42 protein-coding genes and 1 pseudogene are annotated in these 22,153 nt (G+C 71.0%); 2 read left to right on the top strand and 41 right to left on the bottom strand.

Annotated elements, in window-relative coordinates; all coding sequences use genetic code 11:
* Nucleotides 1-34 precede the first annotated feature (34 nt).
* The 16 genes from IF67_RS0133900 to IF67_RS0133820 form a co-directional block, all read right to left on the bottom strand.
* The gene (locus IF67_RS0133900) at nucleotides 35-337 is read right to left on the bottom strand and encodes a chitobiase/beta-hexosaminidase C-terminal domain-containing protein (protein WP_030992247.1); all 303 of its coding nucleotides are present in this window, start codon (nucleotides 335-337) and stop codon (nucleotides 35-37) included.
* Between the two features lie 16 nt (nucleotides 338-353).
* Nucleotides 354-1,007 (bottom strand): hypothetical protein, encoded by a 654-nt coding sequence (locus IF67_RS0133895; RefSeq protein ID WP_199812821.1) that lies wholly within the window; start codon nucleotides 1,005-1,007, stop codon nucleotides 354-356.
* Nucleotides 1,008-1,162: 155 nt separating this feature from the next.
* Complete coding sequence (locus IF67_RS0133890; RefSeq protein WP_030992243.1) at nucleotides 1,163-1,375, bottom strand: hypothetical protein; 213 nt, start codon at nucleotides 1,373-1,375, stop codon at nucleotides 1,163-1,165.
* 147 nt (nucleotides 1,376-1,522) lie between these two features.
* Nucleotides 1,523-1,729 (bottom strand): hypothetical protein, encoded by a 207-nt coding sequence (locus IF67_RS0133885; RefSeq protein ID WP_030992242.1) that lies wholly within the window; start codon nucleotides 1,727-1,729, stop codon nucleotides 1,523-1,525.
* Nucleotides 1,730-1,809: 80 nt separating this feature from the next.
* A complete protein-coding gene (locus IF67_RS0133880; protein ID WP_030992241.1) occupies nucleotides 1,810-2,502 on the bottom strand; it encodes a hypothetical protein in 693 nt (230 codons plus the stop codon).
* 174 nt (nucleotides 2,503-2,676) lie between these two features.
* Complete coding sequence (locus IF67_RS45860; RefSeq protein WP_267959241.1) at nucleotides 2,677-2,799, bottom strand: hypothetical protein; 123 nt, start codon at nucleotides 2,797-2,799, stop codon at nucleotides 2,677-2,679.
* An 88-nt stretch (nucleotides 2,800-2,887) separates the two neighbouring features.
* The gene (locus IF67_RS0133870) at nucleotides 2,888-3,139 is read right to left on the bottom strand and encodes a hypothetical protein (protein WP_030992240.1); all 252 of its coding nucleotides are present in this window, start codon (nucleotides 3,137-3,139) and stop codon (nucleotides 2,888-2,890) included.
* Between the two features lie 236 nt (nucleotides 3,140-3,375).
* On the bottom strand, nucleotides 3,376-3,549 hold the full coding sequence (locus IF67_RS44025) for a hypothetical protein (protein ID WP_158713207.1): 174 nt from the start codon (nucleotides 3,547-3,549) through the stop codon (nucleotides 3,376-3,378).
* Nucleotides 3,550-3,638: 89 nt separating this feature from the next.
* Nucleotides 3,639-3,848, bottom strand: coding sequence for a hypothetical protein (locus IF67_RS0133855; protein ID WP_030992236.1), 210 nt, complete (start codon nucleotides 3,846-3,848; stop codon nucleotides 3,639-3,641).
* Nucleotides 3,845-4,552, bottom strand: coding sequence for a hypothetical protein (locus IF67_RS0133850; RefSeq protein WP_030992235.1), 708 nt, complete (start codon nucleotides 4,550-4,552; stop codon nucleotides 3,845-3,847). Before IF67_RS0133850 ends, IF67_RS0133855 begins: the two co-directional genes overlap by 4 nt.
* A gap of 1 nt (nucleotide 4,553) precedes the next feature.
* Nucleotides 4,554-5,000 carry a hypothetical protein gene (locus IF67_RS0133845; protein WP_030992233.1) on the bottom strand — a complete coding sequence of 149 codons (447 nt, stop codon included), beginning with the start codon at nucleotides 4,998-5,000 and terminating at the stop codon, nucleotides 4,554-4,556.
* Nucleotides 5,001-5,013: 13 nt separating this feature from the next.
* Nucleotides 5,014-5,643, bottom strand: coding sequence for a hypothetical protein (locus IF67_RS0133840; protein WP_030992231.1), 630 nt, complete (start codon nucleotides 5,641-5,643; stop codon nucleotides 5,014-5,016).
* A complete protein-coding gene (locus tag IF67_RS39760; protein ID WP_037840189.1) occupies nucleotides 5,640-7,094 on the bottom strand; it encodes a hypothetical protein in 1,455 nt (484 codons plus the stop codon). Before IF67_RS39760 ends, IF67_RS0133840 begins: the two co-directional genes overlap by 4 nt.
* Nucleotides 7,095-7,156: 62 nt before the next feature.
* The gene (locus IF67_RS0133830) at nucleotides 7,157-7,369 is read right to left on the bottom strand and encodes a hypothetical protein (RefSeq protein ID WP_030992227.1); all 213 of its coding nucleotides are present in this window, start codon (nucleotides 7,367-7,369) and stop codon (nucleotides 7,157-7,159) included.
* On the bottom strand, nucleotides 7,366-7,644 hold the full coding sequence (locus tag IF67_RS0133825) for a hypothetical protein (protein ID WP_030992226.1): 279 nt from the start codon (nucleotides 7,642-7,644) through the stop codon (nucleotides 7,366-7,368). Before IF67_RS0133825 ends, IF67_RS0133830 begins: the two co-directional genes overlap by 4 nt.
* A complete protein-coding gene (locus tag IF67_RS0133820; RefSeq protein ID WP_030992224.1) occupies nucleotides 7,641-8,099 on the bottom strand; it encodes a hypothetical protein in 459 nt (152 codons plus the stop codon). Before IF67_RS0133820 ends, IF67_RS0133825 begins: the two co-directional genes overlap by 4 nt.
* Nucleotides 8,100-8,261: 162 nt before the next feature.
* On the opposite strand from IF67_RS0133820, the gene IF67_RS0133815 reads away from it, so the two are divergent.
* On the top strand, nucleotides 8,262-9,035 hold the full coding sequence (locus IF67_RS0133815) for a GntR family transcriptional regulator (protein ID WP_030992222.1): 774 nt from the start codon (nucleotides 8,262-8,264) through the stop codon (nucleotides 9,033-9,035).
* 37 nt (nucleotides 9,036-9,072) lie between these two features.
* Here the strand turns inward: IF67_RS0133815 and IF67_RS44020 are convergent, their stop codons facing one another.
* Nucleotides 9,073-9,510, bottom strand: coding sequence for a hypothetical protein (locus IF67_RS44020; RefSeq protein ID WP_158713206.1), 438 nt, complete (start codon nucleotides 9,508-9,510; stop codon nucleotides 9,073-9,075).
* Here IF67_RS44020 and IF67_RS0133805 point away from each other — a divergent pair.
* Nucleotides 9,499-9,708 carry a hypothetical protein gene (locus IF67_RS0133805; RefSeq protein ID WP_030992218.1) on the top strand — a complete coding sequence of 70 codons (210 nt, stop codon included), beginning with the start codon at nucleotides 9,499-9,501 and terminating at the stop codon, nucleotides 9,706-9,708. The genes IF67_RS44020 and IF67_RS0133805 overlap by 12 nt on opposite strands.
* A 45-nt stretch (nucleotides 9,709-9,753) precedes the next feature.
* On the opposite strand, the gene IF67_RS40580 is transcribed toward IF67_RS0133805, so the two are convergent.
* The 24 genes and pseudogenes from IF67_RS40580 to IF67_RS0133685 form a co-directional block, all read right to left on the bottom strand.
* On the bottom strand, nucleotides 9,754-10,053 hold the full coding sequence (locus IF67_RS40580) for a hypothetical protein (RefSeq protein ID WP_030992217.1): 300 nt from the start codon (nucleotides 10,051-10,053) through the stop codon (nucleotides 9,754-9,756).
* Nucleotides 10,050-10,469, bottom strand: a complete 420-nt coding sequence (locus IF67_RS40575) for an HNH endonuclease (protein ID WP_051818893.1) — start codon at nucleotides 10,467-10,469, stop codon at nucleotides 10,050-10,052. Before IF67_RS40575 ends, IF67_RS40580 begins: the two co-directional genes overlap by 4 nt.
* Nucleotides 10,470-10,755: 286 nt before the next feature.
* Entirely contained in the window at nucleotides 10,756-12,213 is a 1,458-nt protein-coding gene (locus tag IF67_RS0133785) for a DNA-methyltransferase (RefSeq protein ID WP_051818891.1), read from the bottom strand.
* Nucleotides 12,210-12,443, bottom strand: coding sequence for a hypothetical protein (locus IF67_RS0133780; RefSeq protein ID WP_030992212.1), 234 nt, complete (start codon nucleotides 12,441-12,443; stop codon nucleotides 12,210-12,212). The genes IF67_RS0133785 and IF67_RS0133780 overlap by 4 nt, the downstream gene beginning before the upstream one ends.
* A complete protein-coding gene (locus tag IF67_RS0133775) occupies nucleotides 12,440-13,078 on the bottom strand; it encodes a hypothetical protein (RefSeq protein ID WP_051818889.1) in 639 nt (212 codons plus the stop codon). The genes IF67_RS0133780 and IF67_RS0133775 overlap by 4 nt, the downstream gene beginning before the upstream one ends.
* Entirely contained in the window at nucleotides 13,075-13,434 is a 360-nt protein-coding gene (locus IF67_RS0133770; RefSeq protein ID WP_030992208.1) for a hypothetical protein, read from the bottom strand. The genes IF67_RS0133775 and IF67_RS0133770 overlap by 4 nt, the downstream gene beginning before the upstream one ends.
* Nucleotides 13,431-13,595, bottom strand: a complete 165-nt coding sequence (locus IF67_RS46410; RefSeq protein WP_420708735.1) for a zinc finger domain-containing protein — start codon at nucleotides 13,593-13,595, stop codon at nucleotides 13,431-13,433. The genes IF67_RS0133770 and IF67_RS46410 overlap by 4 nt, the downstream gene beginning before the upstream one ends.
* Nucleotides 13,596-13,606: 11 nt before the next feature.
* Nucleotides 13,607-14,158, bottom strand: a complete 552-nt coding sequence (locus tag IF67_RS0133765) for a hypothetical protein (protein ID WP_030992206.1) — start codon at nucleotides 14,156-14,158, stop codon at nucleotides 13,607-13,609.
* The gene (locus tag IF67_RS0133760; protein WP_030992204.1) at nucleotides 14,155-15,057 is read right to left on the bottom strand and encodes a hypothetical protein; all 903 of its coding nucleotides are present in this window, start codon (nucleotides 15,055-15,057) and stop codon (nucleotides 14,155-14,157) included. Before IF67_RS0133760 ends, IF67_RS0133765 begins: the two co-directional genes overlap by 4 nt.
* Before the next feature lie 95 nt (nucleotides 15,058-15,152).
* Nucleotides 15,153-15,473 carry a hypothetical protein gene (locus IF67_RS40570; protein ID WP_030992202.1) on the bottom strand — a complete coding sequence of 107 codons (321 nt, stop codon included), beginning with the start codon at nucleotides 15,471-15,473 and terminating at the stop codon, nucleotides 15,153-15,155.
* A gap of 14 nt (nucleotides 15,474-15,487) precedes the next feature.
* A complete protein-coding gene (locus IF67_RS39745) occupies nucleotides 15,488-15,763 on the bottom strand; it encodes a hypothetical protein (protein ID WP_037840186.1) in 276 nt (91 codons plus the stop codon).
* A 5-nt stretch (nucleotides 15,764-15,768) separates the two neighbouring features.
* A complete protein-coding gene (locus IF67_RS0133745; protein WP_030992199.1) occupies nucleotides 15,769-16,242 on the bottom strand; it encodes a hypothetical protein in 474 nt (157 codons plus the stop codon).
* Nucleotides 16,239-16,523 (bottom strand): hypothetical protein, encoded by a 285-nt coding sequence (locus IF67_RS39740; protein ID WP_037840185.1) that lies wholly within the window; start codon nucleotides 16,521-16,523, stop codon nucleotides 16,239-16,241. Before IF67_RS39740 ends, IF67_RS0133745 begins: the two co-directional genes overlap by 4 nt.
* Before the next feature lie 299 nt (nucleotides 16,524-16,822).
* Nucleotides 16,823-17,068, bottom strand: a pseudogene (locus tag IF67_RS45390) (WhiB family transcriptional regulator); the annotation flags it as partial.
* Nucleotides 17,065-17,499 carry a hypothetical protein gene (locus tag IF67_RS0133730; protein WP_051818887.1) on the bottom strand — a complete coding sequence of 145 codons (435 nt, stop codon included), beginning with the start codon at nucleotides 17,497-17,499 and terminating at the stop codon, nucleotides 17,065-17,067. The gene IF67_RS0133730 and the pseudogene IF67_RS45390, both read right to left, overlap by 4 nt.
* The gene (locus IF67_RS39735; RefSeq protein ID WP_037840184.1) at nucleotides 17,496-17,837 is read right to left on the bottom strand and encodes a hypothetical protein; all 342 of its coding nucleotides are present in this window, start codon (nucleotides 17,835-17,837) and stop codon (nucleotides 17,496-17,498) included. The genes IF67_RS0133730 and IF67_RS39735 overlap by 4 nt, the downstream gene beginning before the upstream one ends.
* On the bottom strand, nucleotides 17,834-18,094 hold the full coding sequence (locus IF67_RS0133720; protein ID WP_030992194.1) for a hypothetical protein: 261 nt from the start codon (nucleotides 18,092-18,094) through the stop codon (nucleotides 17,834-17,836). Before IF67_RS0133720 ends, IF67_RS39735 begins: the two co-directional genes overlap by 4 nt.
* Nucleotides 18,091-18,396: a WhiB family transcriptional regulator gene (locus IF67_RS0133715; RefSeq protein WP_324608901.1), complete on the bottom strand. Its 306-nt coding sequence runs from the start codon at nucleotides 18,394-18,396 to the stop codon at nucleotides 18,091-18,093. Before IF67_RS0133715 ends, IF67_RS0133720 begins: the two co-directional genes overlap by 4 nt.
* On the bottom strand, nucleotides 18,393-18,698 hold the full coding sequence (locus IF67_RS0133710) for a hypothetical protein (RefSeq protein WP_030992189.1): 306 nt from the start codon (nucleotides 18,696-18,698) through the stop codon (nucleotides 18,393-18,395). Before IF67_RS0133710 ends, IF67_RS0133715 begins: the two co-directional genes overlap by 4 nt.
* Entirely contained in the window at nucleotides 18,695-19,555 is an 861-nt protein-coding gene (locus IF67_RS0133705) for a recombinase RecT (protein WP_030992187.1), read from the bottom strand. Before IF67_RS0133705 ends, IF67_RS0133710 begins: the two co-directional genes overlap by 4 nt.
* The gene (locus IF67_RS0133700) at nucleotides 19,552-20,457 is read right to left on the bottom strand and encodes a YqaJ viral recombinase family protein (RefSeq protein WP_158713205.1); all 906 of its coding nucleotides are present in this window, start codon (nucleotides 20,455-20,457) and stop codon (nucleotides 19,552-19,554) included. Before IF67_RS0133700 ends, IF67_RS0133705 begins: the two co-directional genes overlap by 4 nt.
* A complete protein-coding gene (locus IF67_RS44015; protein WP_030992183.1) occupies nucleotides 20,454-21,062 on the bottom strand; it encodes a hypothetical protein in 609 nt (202 codons plus the stop codon). Before IF67_RS44015 ends, IF67_RS0133700 begins: the two co-directional genes overlap by 4 nt.
* A complete protein-coding gene (locus tag IF67_RS0133690) occupies nucleotides 21,059-21,805 on the bottom strand; it encodes a hypothetical protein (RefSeq protein WP_051818882.1) in 747 nt (248 codons plus the stop codon). Before IF67_RS0133690 ends, IF67_RS44015 begins: the two co-directional genes overlap by 4 nt.
* The gene (locus tag IF67_RS0133685; RefSeq protein ID WP_030992178.1) at nucleotides 21,802-22,032 is read right to left on the bottom strand and encodes a hypothetical protein; all 231 of its coding nucleotides are present in this window, start codon (nucleotides 22,030-22,032) and stop codon (nucleotides 21,802-21,804) included. The genes IF67_RS0133690 and IF67_RS0133685 overlap by 4 nt, the downstream gene beginning before the upstream one ends.
* Between the last annotated feature and the right edge of the window lie 121 nt (nucleotides 22,033-22,153).

The raw sequence follows: 22,153 nt of genomic DNA, 5'->3' as shown, positions 1-22,153 counted from the left end.
GTGCCAGGGGTGGGGGTATGTCTGGCCCGGGGGGTCAGGTGCCTCGCTGCACGCTGATGGTGGGGGTGCCTGCCGAGATGGCCTTGATGCTGTTGGGCCCGTATGTGGATACGGGGACGGTGCAGGCGCCCACTGCGGCGGGTACGCACCAGCAGTGCGCGCCGGCCACGGTGGGTGTGGTGCCGTCGGTGGTGAAGTACACGGCCGACGTGCCGTCGTGGGAGAGGACGGTGACGGTGCCGAGGCCGCCCTCGAACGCGATGGTCTCTACGGTGTTGGCCACCAGGGTGATGGCGTGTGCGGCTATCTCTCCGCTGGCTACGGTGTGTGTGGCCACGGTGTCCTCCGTTCGGTCAGCTGACGCCGTACCACTGGCTGCCCCACCCTGTGGCGATGGTGCTGGTGGCCTGGGATGCGAGGTTGAGGGTGCTGGGCAGGCTGGTCTGCCCGGTGAGCATGGTGGAGTAGCGCAGGTTCGGCGCGGCCAGGCCTGCGTTCACCGAAATGCCTGCTCCGCTCGCCTTCAGGGTGAAAGTGTTGGTCGTCCACGTCCCGTTGAGCAGCAGGCCAATGAAGTACGTGCCCGGCGCCGCGGTGAACGGGGCAGTGAGGGTGAAGCCGAGAGCCTTGGCGTTGGCGGCGTTGACGAGCTGGGTGGAGAGGTCCGCGGTCACGCCCTTGAGAGTGCCCGCCGAGTCGTAGGCGCCGAGGTAGCAGTTCGACAAGGTCGCCGCGGTGTCGACTCCGGCGAGGCCGAGCCAGATGGATGACCACGTGATCTGCTTGCGGATGATGATCCGCACGAGGGTGATGCGTCCGGCTACGCCGCCCGAGGACTGAGAGGTGACGTGGCCGGCCATGTTCGGGTCGTAGGTCCACGCGAGCAGCCCCTGGTCGCCCGGCAAGTCCGGGCGGAGCGCTTCCAGCGCGGCGCCGGCGGACGCGGTGTAGGCGCCGATGCTGACAGGGGTGACCTGGGGGCGGTAGAAGCTGTAGCCCGTTCCCATGGCGACCTCCCGCGGTAGGGCCGCGGGCCTTGGGCTACGCGGGGGAAGCGAAAGGCCCCAACCGGTACCGGTCGGGGCCTTCGTGAGGTGTGTGGTGTTCAGCTGGTTTTGGGCACAGCTGTACGGGCAAATCGTGGCGCGCTGTTCGATCTGTGTCAAGCGGCGCGCTGACCTGGCCTGTTGGGCTTGGCGGCGACGGCGGCGGCTTGTACGGCTTCGACGCGGAAGTACGGGCGCTTGGGGGTTCCGCCTGCGCGGTGGAGGATGCCGCGGCGGACCCAGTCGCGGATGGTGGCGGGCTGCCTGCCGACGGCCATGGCGGCCATGCTGGTGGTGAGGTAGCCGGGCGGGAGCGCGAGGTGTTCCATGTGCCCATTGTGGTGGAGGTGGCGGCGAACGTGGTTCGCCCCGCCGTCCGGGCGCTGCTCCGGGGGCGGGGCGGGGTCCGAGGAGCGCCAGCAGCTCGGATAGTTACGTGGTCGACGGTACGCCGGGGCACTGACAACGGCAGGGTTCTACCGTGTGCCGTCGGCCGGAGCGGTGGCGGCTTGTGGGACGTCGATTGCGAGGCGTTGGAGCTTGCTGCCGAAGCTGACGCGTGCGTGGACAACCTCGCCGCCGTCGGCGCCGTTGCGGAGCGCTTCTCGGACGAAGGCGCCGAGTTCGTCGAGGGTGAGGAAGTGCCCCTTGGACGCTTGGTGTTCGATCTTCTTGGTGGCCACGGTGTCCTCCCGGGTGGTGGACGGCCCCGCCGCGACGGGGGACGCAGCGGGGCCGAGTTCCAGTGTGGCAGTGGTGCGGGCTACTTGATGCCCTGCGCCCGAGCGTTGGCCAGCAGAGCCTTCAGCCCGTTGGTGTCGTAGCCGGTGAGCTTGCCCATGTTCGTGGCCGTCTTGTAGCCGCCGTTCGGCGAGCACATGACCGGTGTGTTGCCGTAGCTGGTGGCCACGCAGCCGTAGGGGATCTCCTGCCCGGCGGCGTCGCGGCTGTTCGGGTGGTCGAGGCCGAGGGCGTGCAGCGGCTCGTGCACCAGCGTGTTGCGCAACTTGTACGTCTCGATGCGGTAGCCCGTCCAGTACTCGGAGTCGTAGGCGACAATGCCGCCGACTCCAACGCCCTTGGCCGGGTTGGGGCAGGGCATGCCTTGGCTGAAGCCGGCCTTACCCATGGGTCGGTAGAGCTCGGTGATCTGGATGTGGCCGACGGGCCCGCACTTGGCGGGGTTGACGGCCTCAACTCCGCCGATGGTGATCTTCACTCCTGCTGCCTTGATCTGGGCGACGGCGGGTGCAAGGAGCGGGGTGTACCGGGCCTTCATGGCGGTGGTAGCGAACGTGATCGTGTACTGCCTGAAAGGGCTGATGCTGGTGACGCCGAGTTGGCTGGCCAGCTTCCATCCGGTGCCGGCCGTCTTGAGGGTGGCGGCGTGGGTGGGGGTGGTGGTGAGGGCGCAGGCCGCGAGGGCAGCGGCGGCGCACGCGAGAGGCTTGCGCATGCGGAATCTCCTTATGAAGTTGTGGGGGGTATGTGGTGGCTCTGTACGTGAGACGTGCGAGCCGGGGCGATAGTTGCGGTTTGAACTAGATCAACTTCTGTCAAATTCAGGCATGTTGATCACTTCGGGGTGCCGGGTGCCGGCTGCGCGTCGCGCTCGCCCCAGCCGCCGCGGTCATCTCTTCGCTGCCTTGGCGGCCTTCTCTTCCGCGCGGTCCTTCTGGCTCTCGGCGTTGCGCCTCACCAGCTCCGCGAGGGGGATGCTCTTCTCCAGTGCGCGTTTCTTCTCCGATGCCATGCTGGTGGTCCTGTCTCGTGTGCGGGATGGGACCGGGGCGGCCGTTCGCCTGGCAGTGAGCCGGCCGCCCCGGGGTGGGTGTTCGGTGTCAGCCGTCGAGGCGCTGGGCGCCGTCGGGTGCGGTGCGCGGCAGGGGCTGGTCGTCGGGGTGCGGCCAGTAGGAGATGCGGCGCGGTCCGTCGTAGTAGCTGTGCTCCACCCGGTTCTGGGCCAGCCGGTCGGCGGCGAACGTTGCCGGGTCCTCGTTGTCGGCGAGCACCTTGGTGCCGAGGGACATGACGCGGTCTTCCTCTTCTCGGTCGTCGTCGGTACGGGTGATCACGTAGGCGTATCGCGGCATGGGTTAGTCCTTGGTGGTTGGTCAGGCGAACGGCAGGTCTGGCCGGAGCGCGCGGAGGGCGTGTTCCTTGCCTCTCCCGTCGACGTGCCGAATCGCGGTGAACCGGGCGCCGCAGGGAGGCTCATGGCGGCCGCCGGCCGTTCGTGTGTGGTGGGTGTCCTGGGGGACCGCGGGCAGATGGCATCTGCCGCAGTCGGAATGAAAGTCCCCGACGAACAAGATCGCGGTTTGCTCCGTCACGCCTGCTCCCGCTGACGCTTCATCTCGGCGGTGATGTCGTCGTGCGTAGCCCCAAGTTCGAAGGCAGCGGACATGGCGTCGGTGACGGTGCGCGGGTCGGTGCGGCACTCGGGGCCGCCGTGCTCGATGACGGCGCGGGCGGCGGCCTCGATGGCCTGCTTACGGTCCATGGGTGATCCCCCTTCGGTGTGGTGGTCCGGCCTGCTGGCCGGCGCCCTGCCCGACCCGGCGGTGGTGGCCCAGGGCGGACAGGCAGCCGTCAGAGGCGGACGTACAGGCGGCGGAGAAGGCCGAGCGGCGTGGTGGCGGCGTAGTCGTCGGCCGGGCAGGAGTACAGCGCCTCGGTGGGGCCGGGGTGGCCGTTGTGTTCCGTGGCACGGTGGTCGCGGACCTCTGCCCGGACTTCGGCAGGGGTGAGGGCGAGGGAGCCGCCGCGGCAGCAGCTCCAGCGGTAGCGAGTGCGGGTCACGGGTGGGCGCCTTTCGCGAAGTGGACGTGGCTGCGGGCGGGGTCGTCGGGGTCGTCGGTGACAGTGAAGGCGGGGACGGGCTCGGCGTTGTTGTCGTTGTTGTTGTTGCTCTGACCTGCGGCAACAGCGGCATCGGTGGGGGGTTGGCCGGTGGGGGAAGTGGGGGTGGGGATGTCGTCCCGGTGGACGCCCTCTCGTACGGCGCCGGTGGGGCCCCGTACGCCAGCCCGTACGCGGGTGCCGTGGGAGGCGAGGAGGGAGCGCACTTTGCGGGTGGGCCAGGGGCCGCCAGGGAGGGCCTTGGCGAGGGCCGAGAGGTGCACTCCTCCGGTGTCGCCGAGGAGGTCGTGGAGGAGGCTGGCGACGTCGTCTCGGGTGGGGTCGGCGGTGGTGGCTTTCGGGGAACCGGAGGCCACCGTGGCAGGTTCGGCCCCCGCTGCGCTCTCGGCGTCCGTGGCGCCGTCCTTCGGCGTGGTCTTCGCGGCCTCTTCCGCGGCGGCTTGGCGGAGGCCGAGGAGGATGGCGAGACCGAGCCAGGCGAGGGCGGCGAGCCAGCAGAGGGCGGTGGTGAAGGGCAGGCCCTTGGCGAAGCCGGCGGCCAGACCGATGACGAGGAGGCGTAGTACTGCTCCCCCGGCGATCCAGGCGGCGAGCCAGTGGGTGATGGTGGTGGAGCCGACCCAGATGGCGATCCATACGCGCATGTCAGCCGCCCAGCATGGTCGGGACGGCCAGGGCGAGTTGGACGGGAAGGGACCATACGGCGTCGGAGCCGGCCAGGGGCCACACGAATGCGGCGATCAGGCCGAGGACGGCACCGCGGAACGGTGTCAGCTTCCAGCACAGGATGATGATCAACAGGACGAGGGAGATAGCCCCGATACCGACGTGCCCGAAGACGCCGGAGTTACCGCCGACTCCGAGGCCTGCCAGCCCCTGCTTGGTGATCTTTTCCGGGTTCGCCCAGATCTTCCCCGCTGCGGAAAACGCGGTTCCGGCGATGAACGCGACGATCAGCGCGGGGTTGTCCTTGAGCTTGACCTTGCCTTCGCCCTTCACGCCGAGGACGAGGAGGACGGTGGCGGCGAGGGCGATTCCGCCGGCGCCGAGTTCGCCGAAGGCCGCGCCGCCGCCTGCTGCTGCGAGGTTCATGGTGGTGGGGCTCCTAAATGAGTGGGTGGGAGGCGTGGAGTGCGAGGACGAGCGCGGCGGTGGATGGGGCGATGCGGGACGCCCAGGTGATGACGGGCTGGAGGCTGGCGGGGAGGTGATGCGGCTTGAGGTATGCCAACGGCCAGCCGGTGAGGACGATCAGGCCGACTCCGACCGCTGGGGCGGCCTGGCCTGAGGCGTTCAGGAGATCGGCCATTTGCGGGCCGAGGCCGATGTACCAGCCGACTCCGGCTGCGGAGCCGTGGTAGGCGACCCAGAGCTGCATGCGGATGCGGCGTTGGCGGGTGCGTTCGTCCTCGGGTGACGGCGCGGCTGGCGGGTTGATGTTGACCTGTACGCCGGGCGCTGGCTGGTGGGATTCCGGCGCGGCGGCTGGGGCTGGCCGGTGCTTGCCGAGGGAGTACCAGGGGGTGGTGTTCTCGTCAGGCTCGGCAGATGCTTCGGCCTCGGCGTCTTCCGCCTGCTGGGCAAAGAGGCGGTCGAGCCAGTCCTCGTCACCTGGGGAAGGGGTGACGGTGATCTCTACTGTGGGCGGTGGCGTCTCGGGCTCGGTCTCGTGGCGGGAGATGCGGCGCATCCAGCGTGAGATGCGGTTCCCGTCGGTGCCAGGGTCGGCGGTCATTTGTCGTCCCGGGTGATCTTTTGGAGGAGCTGCGCTTTCGGTTGGCCGATGCGCAGTTCGGTCTGGAGGGTGCGGAGGGATGCGGGGCGGCCGAGTGCGCGTGCCTGCTCGACGAGTTCGGCGGGGAGCGCATTCGCATCCGGGTGTGCATCTGGCTCGGGTTCGTCGGCGCACTCCGGCTCGGGCTCCGGGTCCACGTCTGGAACGGGCTCGGGCTCGTTGCCGGGCGGAGTCTCGTGCTCCTCGGGTGCATCTGCGGGTGCGCATTCGGGGATGCGGGCGTGCACTGCATCCCTGCGCTGGCCTGCGGCGAATGCGGGTGTGGGCGCGCGCATCTCGGGGTGCACCTCGGATGCGGTGACGATGTCGAGCACGAGTGCATCCCGGGGTGCATCCGTGGGTGCGGCGGCGATTGCGGGGGCAGATGCGGCCGGGATCGTGGGCTGCGGAGGCGGGTTGCCGGCGCCGATAGCGATGCGCACCATCTGCTCGGAGACGACGACCCCGTGGGCGGTGGTGATGCTGGCGAGGGCGGCGGGGTGCGCATCCGGATGCGCGGAGTGCACTCGCTGGATCGCCTCTATGGGGTGCATCTCGGCGAGTTGCTGGTGCGCGAGTGCGGGCATGGTGCGCGGTTGCGCGGGTTCCTGCGGCGGCTCCCAGAGGGAGGGCAGGGCGATGGTGTTGAGGTCGGGTGCGCCACGACGGGCGGCGAGTTCGAGCATGAGGCGGTGGCGCTGGTTGGGGTCGGTGGCGACTCCGGCGCGAGTGAGGGCGGCGGCGCAGCGGTTGCGGCCCCAGGGGTAGAGACGTTTGCGGGAGCCGAGGCGTACGGCGCGGGCCAGGGCCCGGTCGCGTGTGATCTGCGCGGCGTCGCGGTCGCGGGTGGCGAGGCCAAGCCAGGAGAGCATGCGTTCGCGCAGTTCCCGGCCGAGGAGAGCAGGGAGGCCAGTTGAGAGGGCGCCGGGACGGATGATGCGGATTTCCAGGCCCATGGCTTGGTGCCAGAGCAGGCCGGCCATGATCGGGCCGATGACGGCGCGGACGGTGCCGCCGACGAATCCGGACTCGCTGAAGGCGGGGATGATCTGGACGCCGGTGATGACCCAGACCAGGATGCCGGGCACCCCGGCAGTGCCCGCCGTGTCGTCGGTGGCGGTGGCGTTCTTCGTCGCGCGAGCCAGCAGGCCGCAGGCGATGAGCGCGATCTCGGCGGCGGCGAACATGGCGAGGCGTTCGGTGTCGTCGGTCATGCCGAGGCGGTTTTTCGCGAACCCCCAGGACGTGTCTGCGCTGTAGGCGGTGCAGGCCATGGCGGCGAGTGCGGCGATGAGGACGGCGTGGCCGAGACGCCAGACGGCGAGGGCGAGGATGGCCGCGACGGCGGCGGCGGTCGCGGTTGCGGGCCAGGGGTGGGCGACCGCCCACCCGGCGGCGGGTGTGAGGTCCACGGTGGGTCTCCTGGGGTGGCCGGCCCGCGGCTGGGGGTTGGCGGGCGCGGCCGGTCAGGGCGTCAGTGGGTGACGCGGTGCGTGATGGTGGCGCAGTCGTACTGGTCGCTTGCCGATCGGGCGGCGCGGGCGCGTTTCTCGGCGTCGGCCGTGGCGTTCGCCTGTGCGTGGTGGCGGTGCTCCTCGGCGGCGGCGTAGTCGGCGGCGGCCGAGGCGAGGAGTTCGCGGACGGTGTCGGAGGCCGGGGTTGCGGGGCGGTGGTCGGCGATAGTCACAGCACGGCCCCTTTCGCGGCGAGCCGCAGGCGGGCGGCGTACTCGGCCCGGGTGTCACCGTTGATCGAGATCCGGTCGAGGGCGTCGCGCAGGGCCTGCCTGTCGGCGATCGACTCGGGGGTGGGCGCACCGGGGCCGTGCCACTCCCACACAGCCAGTACGGCCATGAGGGCGAGGTGATCTGGGGTGAGCAGCGCATCCGGGGCACCGGTAGGGAGGTAGCCCGCGGTAGTGGCGAGGAGCCAGTCACGGGGCGCGCGGCCGGGGGCGGTCATCGCGCGGCGCCGGTGGCGAGGGCGCGGATGACGGGCAGGGCGAGTCCGTACAGCTCGGTGGCCGGCTCCCAGTCGGTGAACATCTCGACCGTGCCGACGTTGGGCACGTCCACGGTGACGGTGACCTCGATGACGGTGTACGGGCTGCCGTCGGTGATGGTCCGCTCGGCCTTCCGGGCGGTCACGGTGCCGCCAGTGCGGGCGTGGACGGCGTCCAGCTCACGCACGGACCACACGCAGCGGCGGGTGTCGGTCTCGTCGATCTCGGGGCGGGGCGCGGGGAGGTGGCGGAGGCCGAGGGCGGCGCGGAGATGGGCGTTCAGCGACGGGGCGACTGGGGCCGGGGCGTCCGGCGTGCGGCTGGTGAAGATGCCCGCGGCGATCAGGCGTCGCGGGGCCAGGGCGGCGGCGGTTCCCGTCAGGGACGGGCTACCCGGGATAGTGTTCGTGGCCATGCGGATTCCTCCTGGCGACATGAGGCGGGGGTTCGCATAGGCCCTGAACTGGTCTCTCACACCGGTTCAGGGCCGCCTGCGTTCCAACACCAACGACACTACCCCACATAACGAGCATCTGTATAGGATAGGAGGGTTGGAGTGACCCGAAGGGACGATGAAATGGCCAGCTACAGGGACGTCGCCGCGAAGATTCGCCGCGATGTAGACGCTGGCCTCTGGCCAGTCGGCAAACCGATCCCCGGCATCGAACGACTGGCGAAGCTGTACGAAGTCGCACGCGAAACGGCGCACCGGGCCGTCAAGCACTTGGTGGCCGAGGGTCTGCTCTACAGCGAGGGCAGGCGCGGCACCTTCATTCGCCCGCCCGCTCCGGCGCCGATAGTCGCGCGGGACCGGCACGCCTACCGCGACGAGCTGGGCTATTTCTTCGACCGAGGCGCGCAGAACTGGCGCGGCGTCGGCACTCCAACGCAGGAGGTGGGCGTGCCGCCGGACGATGTCGCGGACCTGCTCGGGGTCGCGCACGGCGCGCACGTCATGATCCGGGATCGGGCCGTCGGCCCGCCGGACGCCGAGCACCCCCTACAGCTGGCCACCAGCTACCTGCCAATGTCGCTGGTCGGGCAACTGCCGGTCCTCGGTGCTGCCAAGACGGGGCCGGGCGGCATCTATGACCGGATCGAGGAACACCTCGACGCGGCGATCGAGTGGGAAGAGACCGTCTCGTCGCGGCCGGCGAACGATGCCGAGCAGCAGCAGCTGCGGATAGGGGCTGGCCTGCCGGTACTGGTCGTTACCCGGGTCTCACGCGTGGGTGACATGGTCGTCGAGGTGAACTGTACGCGCATGCCCGCCGACCGTTTCGCCGTGTCGTACGAGGTTCAGCGGGACGACACTGCCCGCTGGCCGCGCGAGGCGGAACGCAGCGAGTAACCCGAGGTCCGGCCGGGCTGATCGCCCGGCCGGACGGTCAGCCCAGGTGTCGGATGACGATCGCGCCGAGGACGAGTACGCCGGTGCCGATCGAGAGCAGGCGTACGGCCTGCTGCCAGTACGCAGATGCCCGGATCTGCCGGACGGCGTCGGACGCCATGGCCTTCTTGGCGCCGGTGCGCGCTGCGTGCCCGAGGGCGGAGAGGATGGCGCTGGCCGCGATGGACACGGGGCCGGGGATCTCCTCGATCCGGTCGGCCGGGCGGAGTTCGTGGTGGGCGCGGCGCCGGTGCACGGCGCGATCGGCTTTCGCTTCGTGGTCGGTGGCTCGCTCGGGCGATCGGGCGTCGCAGGGCTCGCAGTAGTGGACGTAGCGCACTCGGTGACGGTAGCGCCCGGCCGGCTCGGCTGGGGCTGGTTCGCCCGGGATGCGGGGCTGGGCGTCCAGCGGCACGGTGGTCTCATGGCTGTGCATCCGCCGGTGATCGTGCATCCGCCGTCCCTGACTGGGGGCCGGCGGGTGACGGTGCGCGGCGAGATTCTCGGGTTGGCGTACAGCCTGCCGGACCTGTTCGAGTTCCTGCGACGCGCCGGATTGGACGCTGACGAGGTGTCCCTCGACGACGCCGAGCTGATCGAGTGGCGGGGTGGCGGCCCGGACGTGTGGACGTGACGGCGCCCCGCCCGCCGAGGACTGACGGGGCGTCTGCCTGCGTCGTTACGCGTCGGCGGCCGGCTCGTCGAGGGCGGCTCGGACATGCGCGGCGACCGGGTGCACCGTGCCAGCCGCGAGCCGGTCGGCATCCGCGTCGAGCCGGTCAGCGAACGCCACCACCCGCGCGATGGCGGCGGCGAGGCGGTCGCGGTCGCGGACCAGGTGCTCGACGTGCTCGTGCAGTAGGCCCCGCTCGGCGTCGAGCAGGACACCGCGCTGCATGCGGGACAGCAGGGTGAGCAGGGCCTCGCGGTAGAGGTAGCTCGTGACGTCGGGGGTGGCTGGGCTGGCGGGCGTGGTCATGCGGCTGTCTCCTGGGGCTGGGTGGCGCGGCGGGTGCGGGCGGCGGCTGCGTCGCACGGCCGGCAGACGAGCCGGCCGGATGCGCGGCGGCTCTTGAGGCCGTGCTCGGGGCAGATATGCGTCCCGCGGGCCACGTGGCCGCGGCGCAAGTTCTCGCCGCAGGACACGGGTTCGAGGTGGTCGGGGTTGACGCAGTGGCGTACCCGGCACAGGTGGTCGAGGTGCTGCTCGGGCGGGAGTTCGCCGCGGAGCAGTGTCCACAGCCAGCGGTGGGCGCTGACCGTGTGGCCGTCTGCGGATGCCTTGCCGTAGCCGTCGCTGTCGCGGGGCCCGGTCCATTCCCAGCAGCCGGATGGTGCGGGGCGGACATTCCGGAGCAGGGTGCGTATGACGTGCTCGGTGGTCGGCTGGTTCATCGGTCCTCCCAGGTGTCGGGGCCGGGGGTGGTGGTGATTCGGCGTCGGCGCCAGGCGGGTTCGCAGTCGTCGAGGGAGGGCTGTACGGGGATGGCGAGTTGCCCGGCGGCGGCAGACGGGGCCGAGGCAGTCGGGGCTGGGGCGGCGCAGCGGCCGCCCGCAGTCCTCGCATTCGGTTATCGCTTCGGCTCCTTGGGCCGGCCGGTGATCCGGCTGTGGTCGGGGGAAGCGGTGATGGCGCTGGTGGTCACACAGATGAGCAGCACCAGCAGCACGACGGCGCCCATCAGGCGGTGTCGAAGTCGAGGACGCCGGCGATCGGCTTGGATAGGCGGGCCTGGCACAGCGCGGCGTACGGCTCGTGCTGCTCGACGCCGACTGCGCGGAACCCCTCGATCGCGGCGGCCTCCAGCGTGGTGCCGGAGCCGGCGAACGGGTCGAGCACGACACCGGCGGGCGGGGTGACGAGCCGGACCAGCCACCGCATCAGCGCGAGCGGTTTCACTGTGGGGTGCGCGGTGCCGTCCTCGCCGCGGGGCCGTTCGCTGGCCGGGGCTTTCGCCTCGTATCGGAAGGCGGGGAAGTAGCGGGATGCGCCGCTGTCGCCGTACGTCTCAGCGCCCGTGGTGGCCGGCATGTCGCCTGCCCACCCGGCGCGGTTGCTGCGCTGGACTCCGGCGCGCATCTTGCCGCTGGTCCGGACGCCGCTCTGCTGGTCCATCTCGGCTACGGGGCAACCGGGTACGCAGCCGTTCGTGCACGCGTCGCCAATCGGCTGGCCAGCCTCATCGAGGAGCGGCAGGTGTGTGAGGAGCACGTTCGTTGGCCATCGGCCGACGGTGCGGCATCCGTCGATGTTGAGGGCGCCCGTGCCGTGCTTGAGTACGTTGGCGACCGTCGTGTCGAACCCGGTGGACTTGCGGGCGATCACGATCGGCTCGTGGGCCGGCTTCAAAGCAGTGCTCCAGCCCTGCCATTCCTTTGCAGCGTCGGAGGCCGGGGCAGTGACAGGGATCGATCCATCCGGCGCAGGCCCGGTCGTGCCCCTAAAGAAGATGCTGGTGGCCCCATTCGCGCGGCCGGAGTGTCGGCGCCCGATCACCTGGCGCCGTGCCCACGCCTCGCCGACCGCACCTTTGCGTCCGTTGAGTTCGGCGACCAGCGGGCGTATGGCGGTGTCATCGAACCCGAGGGCGTCGCACAGCCGGTCCCATTGCTCCGGCGTCGGCACCGCGGCGGCAACGCCCTGCGTCGTCCAGTGCTGTGCCTGTCCGCCACGGTGGAACCCGAACAGCTCGTTCAACCGGGCGTTGGTCCAACCGGCCGCGTCGCGAGCAGACTTGAGCCAGGCCGTCACCTTCAGCACCTGTTCGCGGTCGTCTCGGCGCCGGTCAATGGCCTTGCTGATGTCCTGCCCCTTGGGGAATCCGCTGCCGTAGATCCAGTGCAGGGAGTCGCGGATCTCGAACCCGGCATCTTCGATGGCGCAGGCCATGCGGTGGTAGGTGCGGGTGCCGCCGAAAGCGGCGAGGTGGCCGCCGGGCTTGAGGACGCGCCAGCACTGCCGCCAGATCTCGACGTTGTAGGCGATGCCTGAGGCGTCCCACGTTTTGCCCATGAACCCGAGTTCGTACGGCGGGTCGCAGATCACGGTGTCGACGCTGGCGTCGGGGAGGGTGGGGAGGATGTCGAGGCTGTCGCCAAGGTGGAGAGTCGCCGCGTCGTCGCTGTAGTAGATGCTCACCGGCCGGTCTCCTCGGTGGTGATGTGGCAGGTGCGGTGGTGGGCGCGGCCGCCGGTGGCGGGCCAGGTGGGGCAGCAGGTCGTGAAGAGCGGGGCCGGGTGAGCGGGGCGGGTGGGGCGTGCGGTTCTCTCGGCTCGTACGGCGGCGGCTCGTCGGGCTCGGCGTCCTCGGAGTGCGGAGAGGGGGCGTGCGGCGCTCAGGCGGGCGTGCAGCCGGGCGTACGGGGTCACGCTGCGACTCCCTGAGCGTCGGCCCACGCGCCGGTGGCCAACGTCAGCCACATGTGGGGCGGGTAGTCGGCGCCGCAGCGGCGGCAGCGGACCTCCACGGCGCCGGTGCCGGTGGGAACGCGGAGGGGCGCGCCGCAGATGTCGCCGCCGCCGAGGTCCGCGGCGCACTCGCCTACGGCGAGCGTGGGTGGGGCCGGGTCGAGAAGCGCGGCGGCCTGGCCGGCCAAGGCGCGTATCTCGCGGGCCATGTCCCCGGCGCCCTCGAAGAACTCGGCGATCCAGTCGAGGTTGATGCGCAGCCCGCGGGCGGCGGCCATGACGCGGCGCTCGATCGTGCCGGTGCGGGCGGGCGGGCCCCAGCCGCGGGCGTTCTGCATGGCCGCGCGCCAGTCCTCCAGCATCGTGACCATACCGCCGGTGGCCCGCATGTCGAGCACGTCCTCGCGTACCGGCAACGGCGGCGTGCGAACGAGGGCCACGGGGCCGTCGCCGCGGGCCGCGCCGGGCCGGAGGTGAGTGGCCAGCAGCAGATACTGGCCGGGCAGTTCGGCCAGGCGGACGTCGAGGCCGCGGGTGCAGGCGGTGCAGAGCTGGGCGGGGGCGTCGAGCGGGCGGGTGCAGGCGGTGCAGTTCATGCGGCGCTCCTGGTGCGGGTGTTCGGGACGATCAACCAACCCGCCTCGGTGAGATCGATGACGATCCGCTCGGCCTGGGCGGCGGTGGATACCTGCTGTGGGTCGGCGAGCAGGTGGTACAGGACGAGCGCATTGCGGATCTCGTGGGCGGCCGCGCAGGGGAACTCCTTGCGTCGCCAGTTCGGCCGGAGGATGCCGGGCCGGCGGGCGGTGTATCCGCTGCTGATCAGGTACTCGGCGACTCGGCGTGCGGCCTCGGCGGCGGTTGCGTACGCGGGAGGGACGGTCAGCCAGTAGTCGTCGAGGGCGGCGAGAACCACGGCTCGCGCGGCGGCGGGTATCGCGGTGGCGGTCATGGCGTCGGCTCCTTCGGTGCGGTGGTGTCGAGGCGGGAGGGGTGGGGGTCGGCGAGCACTCGGCCGCGGGGGCTGGTGCAGCGGGCGCCGGGTTGGGCTCGGCAGCGGGGGCATTCGGCGGCGAGTTGCGCGGGGCGGCCGCGGCGGAGGCTGGCCGGCATCGGGGCGCCCATCACCGGCTCCGCGCGGCGTCGATGCGTGCCGGGTGCGGGTCGGCCAGGCGCCGCTTGCGGTAGGTGCTGCGGCAGCCCTTTCCGATCGGCGCACCGCACCGCGGGCACTCGACACCGAGCGGCCCCTGTCGGCGGACGGCGGGCACGGCTGGGTCGGCCACGGGAATTTCGCGGGTGACACCAGACGTCAGTTCGGCGACGGGCCGGGTTGCCAGCTGCTGGCCGGCTGCGGCACGGGTGCGCTGGCCGCGGAGGGCTGCGAGGTACGCGGTGACATCGTCGGGGTCGGCGTCGGGAATCTCTGCGTACTGGCCGGGGCCTTGCAGGTCGCGGTCACGGTCGGAGCGGGCTTGCCGTATCGCGGCGATGATCTCCGAGGGGGACACGAACGGGCGGACGCTCGCGCAGCGGGCGGCGGCGGCGCGGGCCTCATCGAGGGGGTATGCGCCGAGGACGTCGTGCCAGGCGTCGGGGGTGTACTCGTCGAACCGCTGCTGGGGGCACAGTGCCCGGACGTAGCGGGCGAGTACCACGGTCTCTTGAGGGTTCATCGCTGCTCCTGCGTACGGTCGTGGGCGCGCTGCATGGCGCGGTCGAACATGTCGTCGCTGGCCGCCTGCTGGCGGTCGGGGACGGGCCAGCCGTTGCCGACCGCGCGGAGGTTCGGGCGGGCCATGGGCGTGACGGAGTCGTCAGGGGCGGGCAGTGGGGGGAGTTCCTTCCAGCCGCTGACGAAGTACTTCGCTGAGACGACGGGGGTGCGTGCGCCGGCTGCTGCTCGGTGGGCGTACTCGATGAGGGCGGGGACGCCGGAGCGCTTCATCAGGGCGTGAATCGGGAACCACTCGGGGCCCTGGAACGGCCAGCGGACGGTAAGGCCGCTGCGGCTCATTCCGTCGACGAGCGGGCGGACCACATCCGGGATGCGTTCGGCGGGAGTGGCGGTCTCCCAGCTCTCTACTACTGGCCTGGTCTGAGTGGTCTGGTTAAGGGGTCCGGATTCCGGACCCATAGGGGTCCCGATTCCGGACCCCCCCGGTACGGATTCCGTACCCCTAGCGTTTTCGTTCTCGGTCCGGATTCCGGACCCCTGTTCAGAGTTAGGGGTCCCGATTCCGGACCCCTGCCGCGCCGCTACCGGTCCGGATTCCGTACCCCTAGAACCTGCCATCGGCCGCACATAGCCGACCGCGAGTGGCATCTGATAGAGCGCGGCGCGGCTCCCCCGGGCCTCCTCAACGATCTTCAACTCACCGGACTCCAGCGCCTTGTCGACGGCCGGCACCACAACGGACTTGCCCGTGTTCAGCCGCTTCCGAAGTTCGGTGGTGCCCATGCGCACCGTGCAGTCCGCCGTCTGGATCTTGTCCGCCACGGCGAGCAGCACGAGCCGGACGTTCCCGCGGCTGCGGGACTCGTTCCACACCCAGTGCTGTGCGTCAATGGTCACGGGCTCTCTTCTCTCTGCTGGTGCGGTGTGCTTGCGCCCGGGGCAGGGGCGTGTGGTCGTCACCCCGCCCCGGGGCCGTGCAGGTGGTGCTGCGGCTACGCGTTGGGGTGCTGGCCGCCGGCCTCGCGGAGCAGGGTCGTCAGGCGGTCGACGTGCCCGCCGAGGCTGATCTCGTTGGCGGTGGTCATCGCGTTCCGTGTCCAGTCGGCGAGCGGGCCGACCGCCTCGGCCGCCGAGGTCGCGGCTTCCTCGGTCTCGAAGCTGGCGAGGGCCTGCTCGTCGTGGTGGGCGAGGACCCAGCGGTACGTCGAGAGCGGGCTCACGGCGGCGGGGGTCTCGAAGACGCGCAGGCCGGGCACGGGCTCGGTCGCGTCCACGGTGAGCGGGCCGGCGGAGGTGGCGAGGGTGTGGTTCATGAAGATTCCTCTAGTCAGAACGGCGGGACGTCGGAGTACTGGGGCTCTTGCCAGCCGAGCCAGCGGCGGGCGATCCAGCGCGGTACGTAGGTGATGAGCCAGGCGCGTTCGGGCTGCCAGCAGTCGCAGTAGTCGGTGAGCGGGTCGGCGATGACCTGGCCGTTGTCGCCGACCGCGCCGCCGTACTCGATGCCGCCGGCGCCCGCGCAGTCCCAGCAGCCGGGCCGCGGGGTGTCGGTCAGCTCTACGGCCGGCTGCGGCCAATCCGTGTACTGGATCCGGAGGCGCATGGGAATCACCGGCCGCCCTGCTTCGTGCGCTTACGTTCGACGACCTCGCCGAGAGACGCGCTGGCCATCTCGAACAGGGCGCTGATGCCCTCGCCCAGGGCCCGCATCTGCTCGTCGGTCTGGCCGTCGATGAGGGCGTCAAACAGGCTGTAAGCGGTGCTGTGTTCGCCGTTGGCCCATGCGGTGCTGAACTGGGCGGCGAAGCGAACGCCGGGCGGCAGGTCGCTGGCGTTGGCCAACTGGCCGTCAGTGGTCGCCACCAGGAAGCCGAAGAAATGGCCCGGGGGCTGCTTCGCTCGGGCCTCGGCGCTCAGGGTCTCGGCGAGGGCGGCGCAGATTCCGGCCGCCTGCACCGGGCCGCGCTGCGCGATCGGTTCGAGGAGCGTGAGTCCGGCCTCGGTGTCACCGATCACGCCGTGGGCGAGCGCGGTTGTGATCGTGTCTGCGTCCTCGGTGAACGGGCCGTCGATGTTGGTCATGTGGTCTTGTCCTTCCGGACGGCGGCTTGCGCGGCGCGGTAGGTGGCAGGAGAAGAGCGGCGTTTGCCGGAGGCGACGGCGCGGGCGTCGTGGACGCGGCTGGCGCTGTCGGGGCTGGGTGTGGACCATGCGTCGCTCGGCCAGCCGGGGCCCGGCTGCGGCTCGGGCTGGCCGGCCCGGCCCCACGGCGAATGCTGGGAGCAGAGCCATCCGGTGGCGTACAGACGGACGGGACCGGTGTGGCCGCCCAGTGCCTCGCACGGACGCGGGGCGGCTGTCACGCCGGGACCTTGGTGCTGCCGGTCTTGCGGAAGTGCCGGTTCATCTCGTTGTGCGCCTCGCGGCACGCGTCGTCGATGGGTTCGCCGATGCGCTGGTGCCGCTTGTACGCCGTGTTGGTGCCGCAGGGGGCGAGCTTCCGGCCCTTCTTCGGCTTGCTGTAGCGCTTGTCAGCGCGGCGCCGGCGGGAGTCCTCCAGCATCGCGGCGTGGCACGGCGGGCAGGCCTCTTCCCCGAGCCGTTTGTGCCGGGTGTATCCGCCGGGTGTACCGCAGCCGGCGGGCGGACGGCCACCGCGTCGCTTCGGCTTGTCGGCCATAGCCTGCTGCCGGGTCGCTCGGCGTTCGTCCTCGGACAGTCCGCCCCACACCCCGGCTTCCTGGTCGGTGTCCAGTGCCCATTGCCCGCAGTCCTGCATCACAGGGCAGCGCTGGCAGACGGCCTTGGCCTGCTCGATTTGCAGAAGCGCGGGGCCCTTGTTGCCGGTTGGGAAGAAGAGGTCAGCATCCCCATCGCGGCATGCCGCGGAATTGCGCCAGTGGCTCACTGCTCCCCCTTACCGGTGGTGCAGGGCAGGCAGTAGGGGCGTCCGTCGCGTCGGTACCGGCGGTGGTCAGCGGCGGCATGTCCGCGGCCGCAGGCCTCCGCCGGGCTCTCGACGCCGATCAGGGCGGCGTAGGTGGCGCGGTTGCGGGTGCGGGTGGTGTCGTCCTCGACGTGGGCGGGGGCGACGCAGCCGGCCATGCCGCAGTCGGTGGAGCAGTGGCCGACGGGCTCGCGGTCGTTGTGGATACGGAACGCGATCTGGAGCGCGGTGTGGATGCGGCCGGCGTAGCGGACGCTGGCCAGGCCGCGCTTGCTGGTGTAGCCAGTCCAGCGCAGGTGTCCCCCCTCGACGGGTTCGGTGCGTGCGTGGAACAGTTCCTCGACGCTGGCCGCTGGCTTCTTCCCTGGGCGGATCTTCGTCGGTGTGCTCATGACTGGTGCCCCTTCCTCACGGCGTAGCGCTGGCGCTGGTAGGCGAGATCGGCCTGACGGCACGGGTCGCAGGGGGTCTCGTTGCGGTACCTGTGCTGGCGGTAGCCGCGGCGCGTGCCGTGGTCGATCGGCTGGCGGTGGCCGGCCGGGGTTGCGGAGGCGCGTTCTGTGCGTTTCGCGGCGCGGCAGTCGTCGCAGTACTCCTCACCGTTGTTGCGGTGCCGGGCGTACCCGGCAGATGTTCCGCATGCGGCGCGGGCACCAGGGCCGCGGCTGGGGCGCTTCAGCCCGATGGCGTCGATCAGTTCTTCGAGGTGGTCGTCTGTGGTGTCGCTCACTGGTGCCCCTTGGTGTGGCCGCATCCGGTGCACCGGTAGGCGCCGCCGGGCTGGGGGGTGTGAACGGTGGTCATGTGGCCGCAGATGGTGGTGTCGCAGGCGAGCCAGCGGGCGCCCGTGGGCTGCTCGGCGAACGTCGCGTACGGCGGGACGGCGGCGTGCTGGTGGCGGCGGAGGAACGGCCCGAGCCGGGCCGCGACGGCCACCGCGACGATTACCCACGTGGCGATGACGAGGCTGATCTCGGTGGGGCTCATGACGTGGCCCCCGCCCTTGCCCTCGCGGAGTAGGCGCGGCGTCGGAGAACGTTACGGCGCTCGGCCTCGGACAGCCCGCCCCAGACGCCGTCCGGCTCCCGGCTGGTCAGCGCCCATTCCTGGCAGAGCATCATCACCGGGCAGCGGCGGCACACGGCCTTGGCCTCGTCGATCTGCAAGAGCGCCGGGCCCGTGTCACCGGTGGGGAAGAAGAGTTCTGCGTCCACGTCCTTGGCGCGGCACGCGGAGTGCCTCCGCCAGTCCTCAGCGGACACCCGACGGGGCATAACGATGTTCCTCATGACGCCACCTCTCCCGGCTCGCGGCCGGTGGTCTGGACGGGGACGTCGATGGCCTTCAGGCCGGCGTCGGTGTAGCCGAGGGCGCTGAACAGCTGGTTCGAGAGCTGGTCGTTGACGCGCTGCTGCGCGGCGAGCTCGGCACGGAGGCGCAGGGTGGCTCGGGCCATCCGGGCGAGGCGGACGGCGTACCGGCCGGCCGGGCACCGGTGTGCCTCCCGCTCCGTGCGCTCCCATGCCACGGCTCGGCTGAGGTCCACGACCTGGTCCCGCAGGTCGGCGATGCGGCGACTCCGGCGGCTCATGACCGCGCCTCGCCCTCGTCGTCCACGAACTCGGCGTCAACCGCGTCGTCGTCCTCGTCGGGCTCGGAGGAGTCGAACGGCTGCGGCAGGGGCCCGGCGGGGAGGGGCGCCGGCTGCTGTTCGGCGTCCACATCGGCCTTGGCGCGCAGCTGTTCGCGGATGTACTCGGCCGAGGTGGGCACCCACTTCGTCAGCCGGTGCGCGGCTGTCTTCAGCCACATGGCCTCTTCGTCCGTGGCCCATGGGGAGCGGTGGGGGTACTTGCCGTTCGCGCTGTCGGACTTGGCGCGGGCCTTGGCGATGTGGCCCTTGTTGAGGACGACGACCTTGGACGTTGCGCCGTCCTTCATGACGGCGTAGGCGTAGGCGAGGCGCAGTTCCCCGCGCTCCTCCAGACTCAGGTCCCAGTCGATGTCATGCGCGGGGCGCTCGTCGCGGCCGGGCCGGTAGCTGAACTTGTCGCGTTCCCGGACAACTTCGACGATGACGGACGAGACGGCGCCCGCCCGGTACATCAGCTCGATCTCGCCCTGGTAGCCGCGGACGCCGGTCACCTCGGTGCAGCGCTTCTTTTTGTTCCAGCGCGGGACCAGGTAGTACTGCTCCGTGCCGGGTTCGAGGCCGAGGCGGGCGGCGTCGAGGAGCACGGACATGAACTGGCCGGGGTCGTTCTGCGCGGCCTCCAGCAGTTTTTCGTCCCGGCGCAGCAGCCCCTGGGTGGTGCGGATCCATGCGCCCACGCGGGCCTGCATGTGGCTCGGCATCACGAGTTCGATGTCTGCGCGGTGCTGGGCGACGAGGGCGCCGGGGCCGTTGTCGCGTACGGCAACGGCGTTGCCGATGGTTTGACCGGTCATGCTGCGGTCCCCCTGTTTCGTGCGGGCTGGAGTGCGTAGGTGCGGCCGTCGCGGACAGTGCGGGTGGCGACGGTCCGCCCGGCGGCGACGGCGCGGTGGCCGGTGCCGATCTCGTCGAGGACCAGGCCGGCCAGACGGCGCTTCTCGTCGTCGGCGTCCTTGGCGGTGGCCAGCGCGGTGAAGTACTCGTCCCGCAGGGCCTCGCTGATCTCGATGTCGATGTCGTCGAGGCCGTCGGACAGTGCCTTGATCGCCTGGTAAGTGGCGGTGTGGCCATCGATGTCGGGCCGGGCGCCGTCAGCGAGCGACTGCATGAACTCGGCGCCCGCGGTGCGCAAGATGCGGGCCTCGGCCGGGTCGTACTCCACGACGTACTCGCGGTACTCGGACCCTGCGATGAGCACGGCAAGGTGGCAGCGGCGGCGACCGAGTACGTCGAGGTACTGCATGGCCTGCGCCCGGTAGTGCACGGGGAACTCGTCGGTGCCCGGCTCGCCCCAGCCGTCCGCGGTCCGGGCCGTCTTGGCCTCGAAGATGTCCGGGCCCCAGATGCGGTCCGGGTTGGCGATCTGCCACCGGCGGGCGGCCGCGGCGTACGTCGGGGCGACGGTCACCGGGTGCTCGGGGTGCAGCTCGGCGAACCTGCGGCAGATGCCGGGCTCGTGGACCTTTCCCCAGTACATTTCCTCGGACTCGGCGACCGGCTCGATGAGCCCCTGCTTGCGGTGCCACAGGGAGAACCGGGATTCGTACGGGCTGATGCCGAGGACCGCAGCGATCTCGCTACCGCCGATCCCGGACCTGCGGGCCGCGTGCCACTCCTCCGAGCCGGGCTCGAAATGGCCGACCACCACCGGGCCGGCGGCCGGGGATCGCTCCCCGGCCAGCGCGGTGTTCGTCACCAGCACCTCCCGATTTCGCGGAGGCCGCCGGTGTGCTCGCGGACTTCCTGTACGGGCTCTCCGTCGTGGAAGGGGTTGCTGTCGAGGCGCGCGATCAGCTCGCCGTCTGCGGGGTCGGTGCAATGGCTGATCCAGGCATTGCCCTTGCCGTCGAGGTAGATGCGGCGGCGCTTGTCGTCGGGGTTGTCGGGCCGGTTGCCGTCGGCGGCTTGCTCGACTGCTGCGACCCACTCGGGGACGGGCAGGGGGTTCTCCCACCGACCCGCGGCGCGCTTGACCTCTTCACACAGGTGGTACACGGCGTCGAGGCAGCGGTTCACGTGCTGCGCTTCCTCGTCGCGGGTGGGCTCCTTGCCCACGTACTTCTCCAGCTCGGCTTCTGCGTCGAGCAGGCGACGCACGACCAGCGCCATCCGCTCGCCCATCCAGCCGACGAGGTTTCCGCAGAAGATGCCCTCGCCGGTGCCGTGGTCGTGCGTCCGGCAGTCCTTGACCGTGTGCCCCAGCCGCAGCAGGAAGTCGGCGGTGGCGGGTCGGGCGGCGTCACCAATCAGCTCGGCGAGCGCCGCGCGGTGCTCGGGAGACAGGGGCTCGTAGGCGCTCATGCCGCCACCGCCTTGGGGGCAGCGAGGGGCAGCAGGCCATACCGGCGCATCCGGTCGTAGCGGGCGATGCCCCACGCGATCGCGTGGCAGGCCCACAGGAACGAGCGGTCGTGGTCGTGGAAATCCCACTCCCACACGTCGTCGAACTCGAAGCCCTTGAAGCTGAATCCCTCCAGCAGTTCCCGCGCCTCGGCCTCGTGAGTCAGGTCCCGGTCGAGGATCTCGGTCCGGACCGCCTTGCCCAAGCCGGCCGGAACGCCACCCCACCGTGCGGCGTCCACGAAGTGCTCGACCACCAACTGCCGGAACAGATCCTCGGAGTAGACCTGCACCGACCGGCGCCCGCCCTCCGTCTTCTCCGCCCAGTAGTGCGCGTTGATGCCCCACCGGCGGTCGGCGCGGAAGAACTCGAACATGTCCCGGGTCCGGCTGAACATGTAGCCGTCGATGTCCCCGCGGATCGCGAGGGAGCCGGGCCAGGTGACGATGTCGAACCAGTACTCGCTGTAGCCGCTCGGGTTGCTGCTGAACCGCAGGTGCCGGTAGAGGCCGTCCTCGTGGAGCACAGTCATCTGGTGCCGGGCGCTGTCCCTGCGGAACCGCTCAGCAATGGACTGTTCACGCTCGTCGGCAGTGGCCCACGCGACCGGCTTTCCCGGGGCCGGGCGACGGCGAAGGGCCTGCGGCGTGCCGAGCAGCGTGGCGCCTTCAGCGGCTGTCAGCAGCGTTTCGGTTCCGGTCATCGGGCATCGTCCTTGCGGGTGTAGTAGCGGCGGTTCGGGGCGTCGTGGCGGGTGAGGACGCCGTCCCGAGTGAGATGTTCGAGGTCGTCGCGCCAGGTCTTGCGGTGTGGCACGGACAGGCCAGCAGAGCGGTACGTGCGGTCCACGCGCTTCGTGGTCCACTCACCGCCCTCGGCCCGGACGGCGTCCGCGAGGACGAGGCGGCGGGAAACGTCGGTGAGGCTCATGAGTCCCCCTCGTTGAGGTCGAGGGCGTCGAGGAGCTGGGCGAGGTCGTCGGCGTCGGTGGCGCGGCTGGCCACGTACCGGCGCCCGGTCCCGCTTCTCAGCGGGGGTCTTGGGCAGGGGC

The organism is Streptomyces sp. NRRL S-1813 (genome assembly GCF_000719605.1).
In the GTDB taxonomy this organism is placed as follows: Bacteria; Actinomycetota; Actinomycetes; order Streptomycetales; family Streptomycetaceae; genus Streptomyces; species Streptomyces decoyicus.
Note: the sequence above shows the minus strand (reverse complement) of the source record. Positions and strands in the feature narration are given on the sequence as shown.

Bases quoted from the DNA above. Each gene is read 5' to 3' on its own strand.
- IF67_RS0133895 (WP_199812821.1), bottom strand. From the start codon at position 1,007: ATGGGAACGGGCTACAGCTTCTACCGCCCCCAGGTCACCCCTGTCAGC.
- IF67_RS0133890 (WP_030992243.1), bottom strand. From the start codon at position 1,375: ATGGAACACCTCGCGCTCCCGCCCGGCTACCTCACCACCAGCATGGCC.
- IF67_RS0133880 (WP_030992241.1), bottom strand. From the start codon at position 2,502: ATGCGCAAGCCTCTCGCGTGCGCCGCCGCTGCCCTCGCGGCCTGCGCC.
- IF67_RS45860 (WP_267959241.1), bottom strand. From the start codon at position 2,799: ATGGCATCGGAGAAGAAACGCGCACTGGAGAAGAGCATCCCCCTCGCG.
- IF67_RS0133870 (WP_030992240.1), bottom strand. From the start codon at position 3,139: ATGCCGCGATACGCCTACGTGATCACCCGTACCGACGACGACCGAGAA.
- IF67_RS44025 (WP_158713207.1), bottom strand. From the start codon at position 3,549: ATGGACCGTAAGCAGGCCATCGAGGCCGCCGCCCGCGCCGTCATCGAG.
- IF67_RS0133850 (WP_030992235.1), bottom strand. From the start codon at position 4,552: ATGCGCGTATGGATCGCCATCTGGGTCGGCTCCACCACCATCACCCAC.
- IF67_RS0133845 (WP_030992233.1), bottom strand. From the start codon at position 5,000: ATGAACCTCGCAGCAGCAGGCGGCGGCGCGGCCTTCGGCGAACTCGGC.
- IF67_RS0133840 (WP_030992231.1), bottom strand. From the start codon at position 5,643: ATGACCGCCGACCCTGGCACCGACGGGAACCGCATCTCACGCTGGATG.
- IF67_RS0133825 (WP_030992226.1), bottom strand. From the start codon at position 7,644: ATGACCGCCCCCGGCCGCGCGCCCCGTGACTGGCTCCTCGCCACTACC.
- IF67_RS0133820 (WP_030992224.1), bottom strand. From the start codon at position 8,099: ATGGCCACGAACACTATCCCGGGTAGCCCGTCCCTGACGGGAACCGCC.
- IF67_RS0133815 (WP_030992222.1), top strand. From the start codon at position 8,262: ATGGCCAGCTACAGGGACGTCGCCGCGAAGATTCGCCGCGATGTAGAC.
- IF67_RS0133805 (WP_030992218.1), top strand. From the start codon at position 9,499: ATGGCTGTGCATCCGCCGGTGATCGTGCATCCGCCGTCCCTGACTGGG.
- IF67_RS44020 (WP_158713206.1), bottom strand. From the start codon at position 9,510: ATGCACAGCCATGAGACCACCGTGCCGCTGGACGCCCAGCCCCGCATC.
- IF67_RS40580 (WP_030992217.1), bottom strand. From the start codon at position 10,053: ATGACCACGCCCGCCAGCCCAGCCACCCCCGACGTCACGAGCTACCTC.
- IF67_RS40575 (WP_051818893.1), bottom strand. From the start codon at position 10,469: ATGAACCAGCCGACCACCGAGCACGTCATACGCACCCTGCTCCGGAAT.
- IF67_RS0133775 (WP_051818889.1), bottom strand. From the start codon at position 13,078: ATGAACTGCACCGCCTGCACCCGCCCGCTCGACGCCCCCGCCCAGCTC.
- IF67_RS0133770 (WP_030992208.1), bottom strand. From the start codon at position 13,434: ATGACCGCCACCGCGATACCCGCCGCCGCGCGAGCCGTGGTTCTCGCC.
- IF67_RS46410 (WP_420708735.1), bottom strand. From the start codon at position 13,595: ATGCCGGCCAGCCTCCGCCGCGGCCGCCCCGCGCAACTCGCCGCCGAA.
- IF67_RS0133765 (WP_030992206.1), bottom strand. From the start codon at position 14,158: ATGAACCCTCAAGAGACCGTGGTACTCGCCCGCTACGTCCGGGCACTG.
- IF67_RS40570 (WP_030992202.1), bottom strand. From the start codon at position 15,473: ATGAACCACACCCTCGCCACCTCCGCCGGCCCGCTCACCGTGGACGCG.
- IF67_RS39745 (WP_037840186.1), bottom strand. From the start codon at position 15,763: ATGCGCCTCCGGATCCAGTACACGGATTGGCCGCAGCCGGCCGTAGAG.
- IF67_RS0133745 (WP_030992199.1), bottom strand. From the start codon at position 16,242: ATGACCAACATCGACGGCCCGTTCACCGAGGACGCAGACACGATCACA.
- IF67_RS0133730 (WP_051818887.1), bottom strand. From the start codon at position 17,499: ATGAGCACACCGACGAAGATCCGCCCAGGGAAGAAGCCAGCGGCCAGC.
- IF67_RS0133720 (WP_030992194.1), bottom strand. From the start codon at position 18,094: ATGAGCCCCACCGAGATCAGCCTCGTCATCGCCACGTGGGTAATCGTC.
- IF67_RS0133715 (WP_324608901.1), bottom strand. From the start codon at position 18,396: ATGAGGAACATCGTTATGCCCCGTCGGGTGTCCGCTGAGGACTGGCGG.
- IF67_RS0133710 (WP_030992189.1), bottom strand. From the start codon at position 18,698: ATGAGCCGCCGGAGTCGCCGCATCGCCGACCTGCGGGACCAGGTCGTG.
- IF67_RS0133705 (WP_030992187.1), bottom strand. From the start codon at position 19,555: ATGACCGGTCAAACCATCGGCAACGCCGTTGCCGTACGCGACAACGGC.
- IF67_RS44015 (WP_030992183.1), bottom strand. From the start codon at position 21,062: ATGAGCGCCTACGAGCCCCTGTCTCCCGAGCACCGCGCGGCGCTCGCC.
- IF67_RS0133690 (WP_051818882.1), bottom strand. From the start codon at position 21,805: ATGACCGGAACCGAAACGCTGCTGACAGCCGCTGAAGGCGCCACGCTG.
- IF67_RS0133685 (WP_030992178.1), bottom strand. From the start codon at position 22,032: ATGAGCCTCACCGACGTTTCCCGCCGCCTCGTCCTCGCGGACGCCGTC.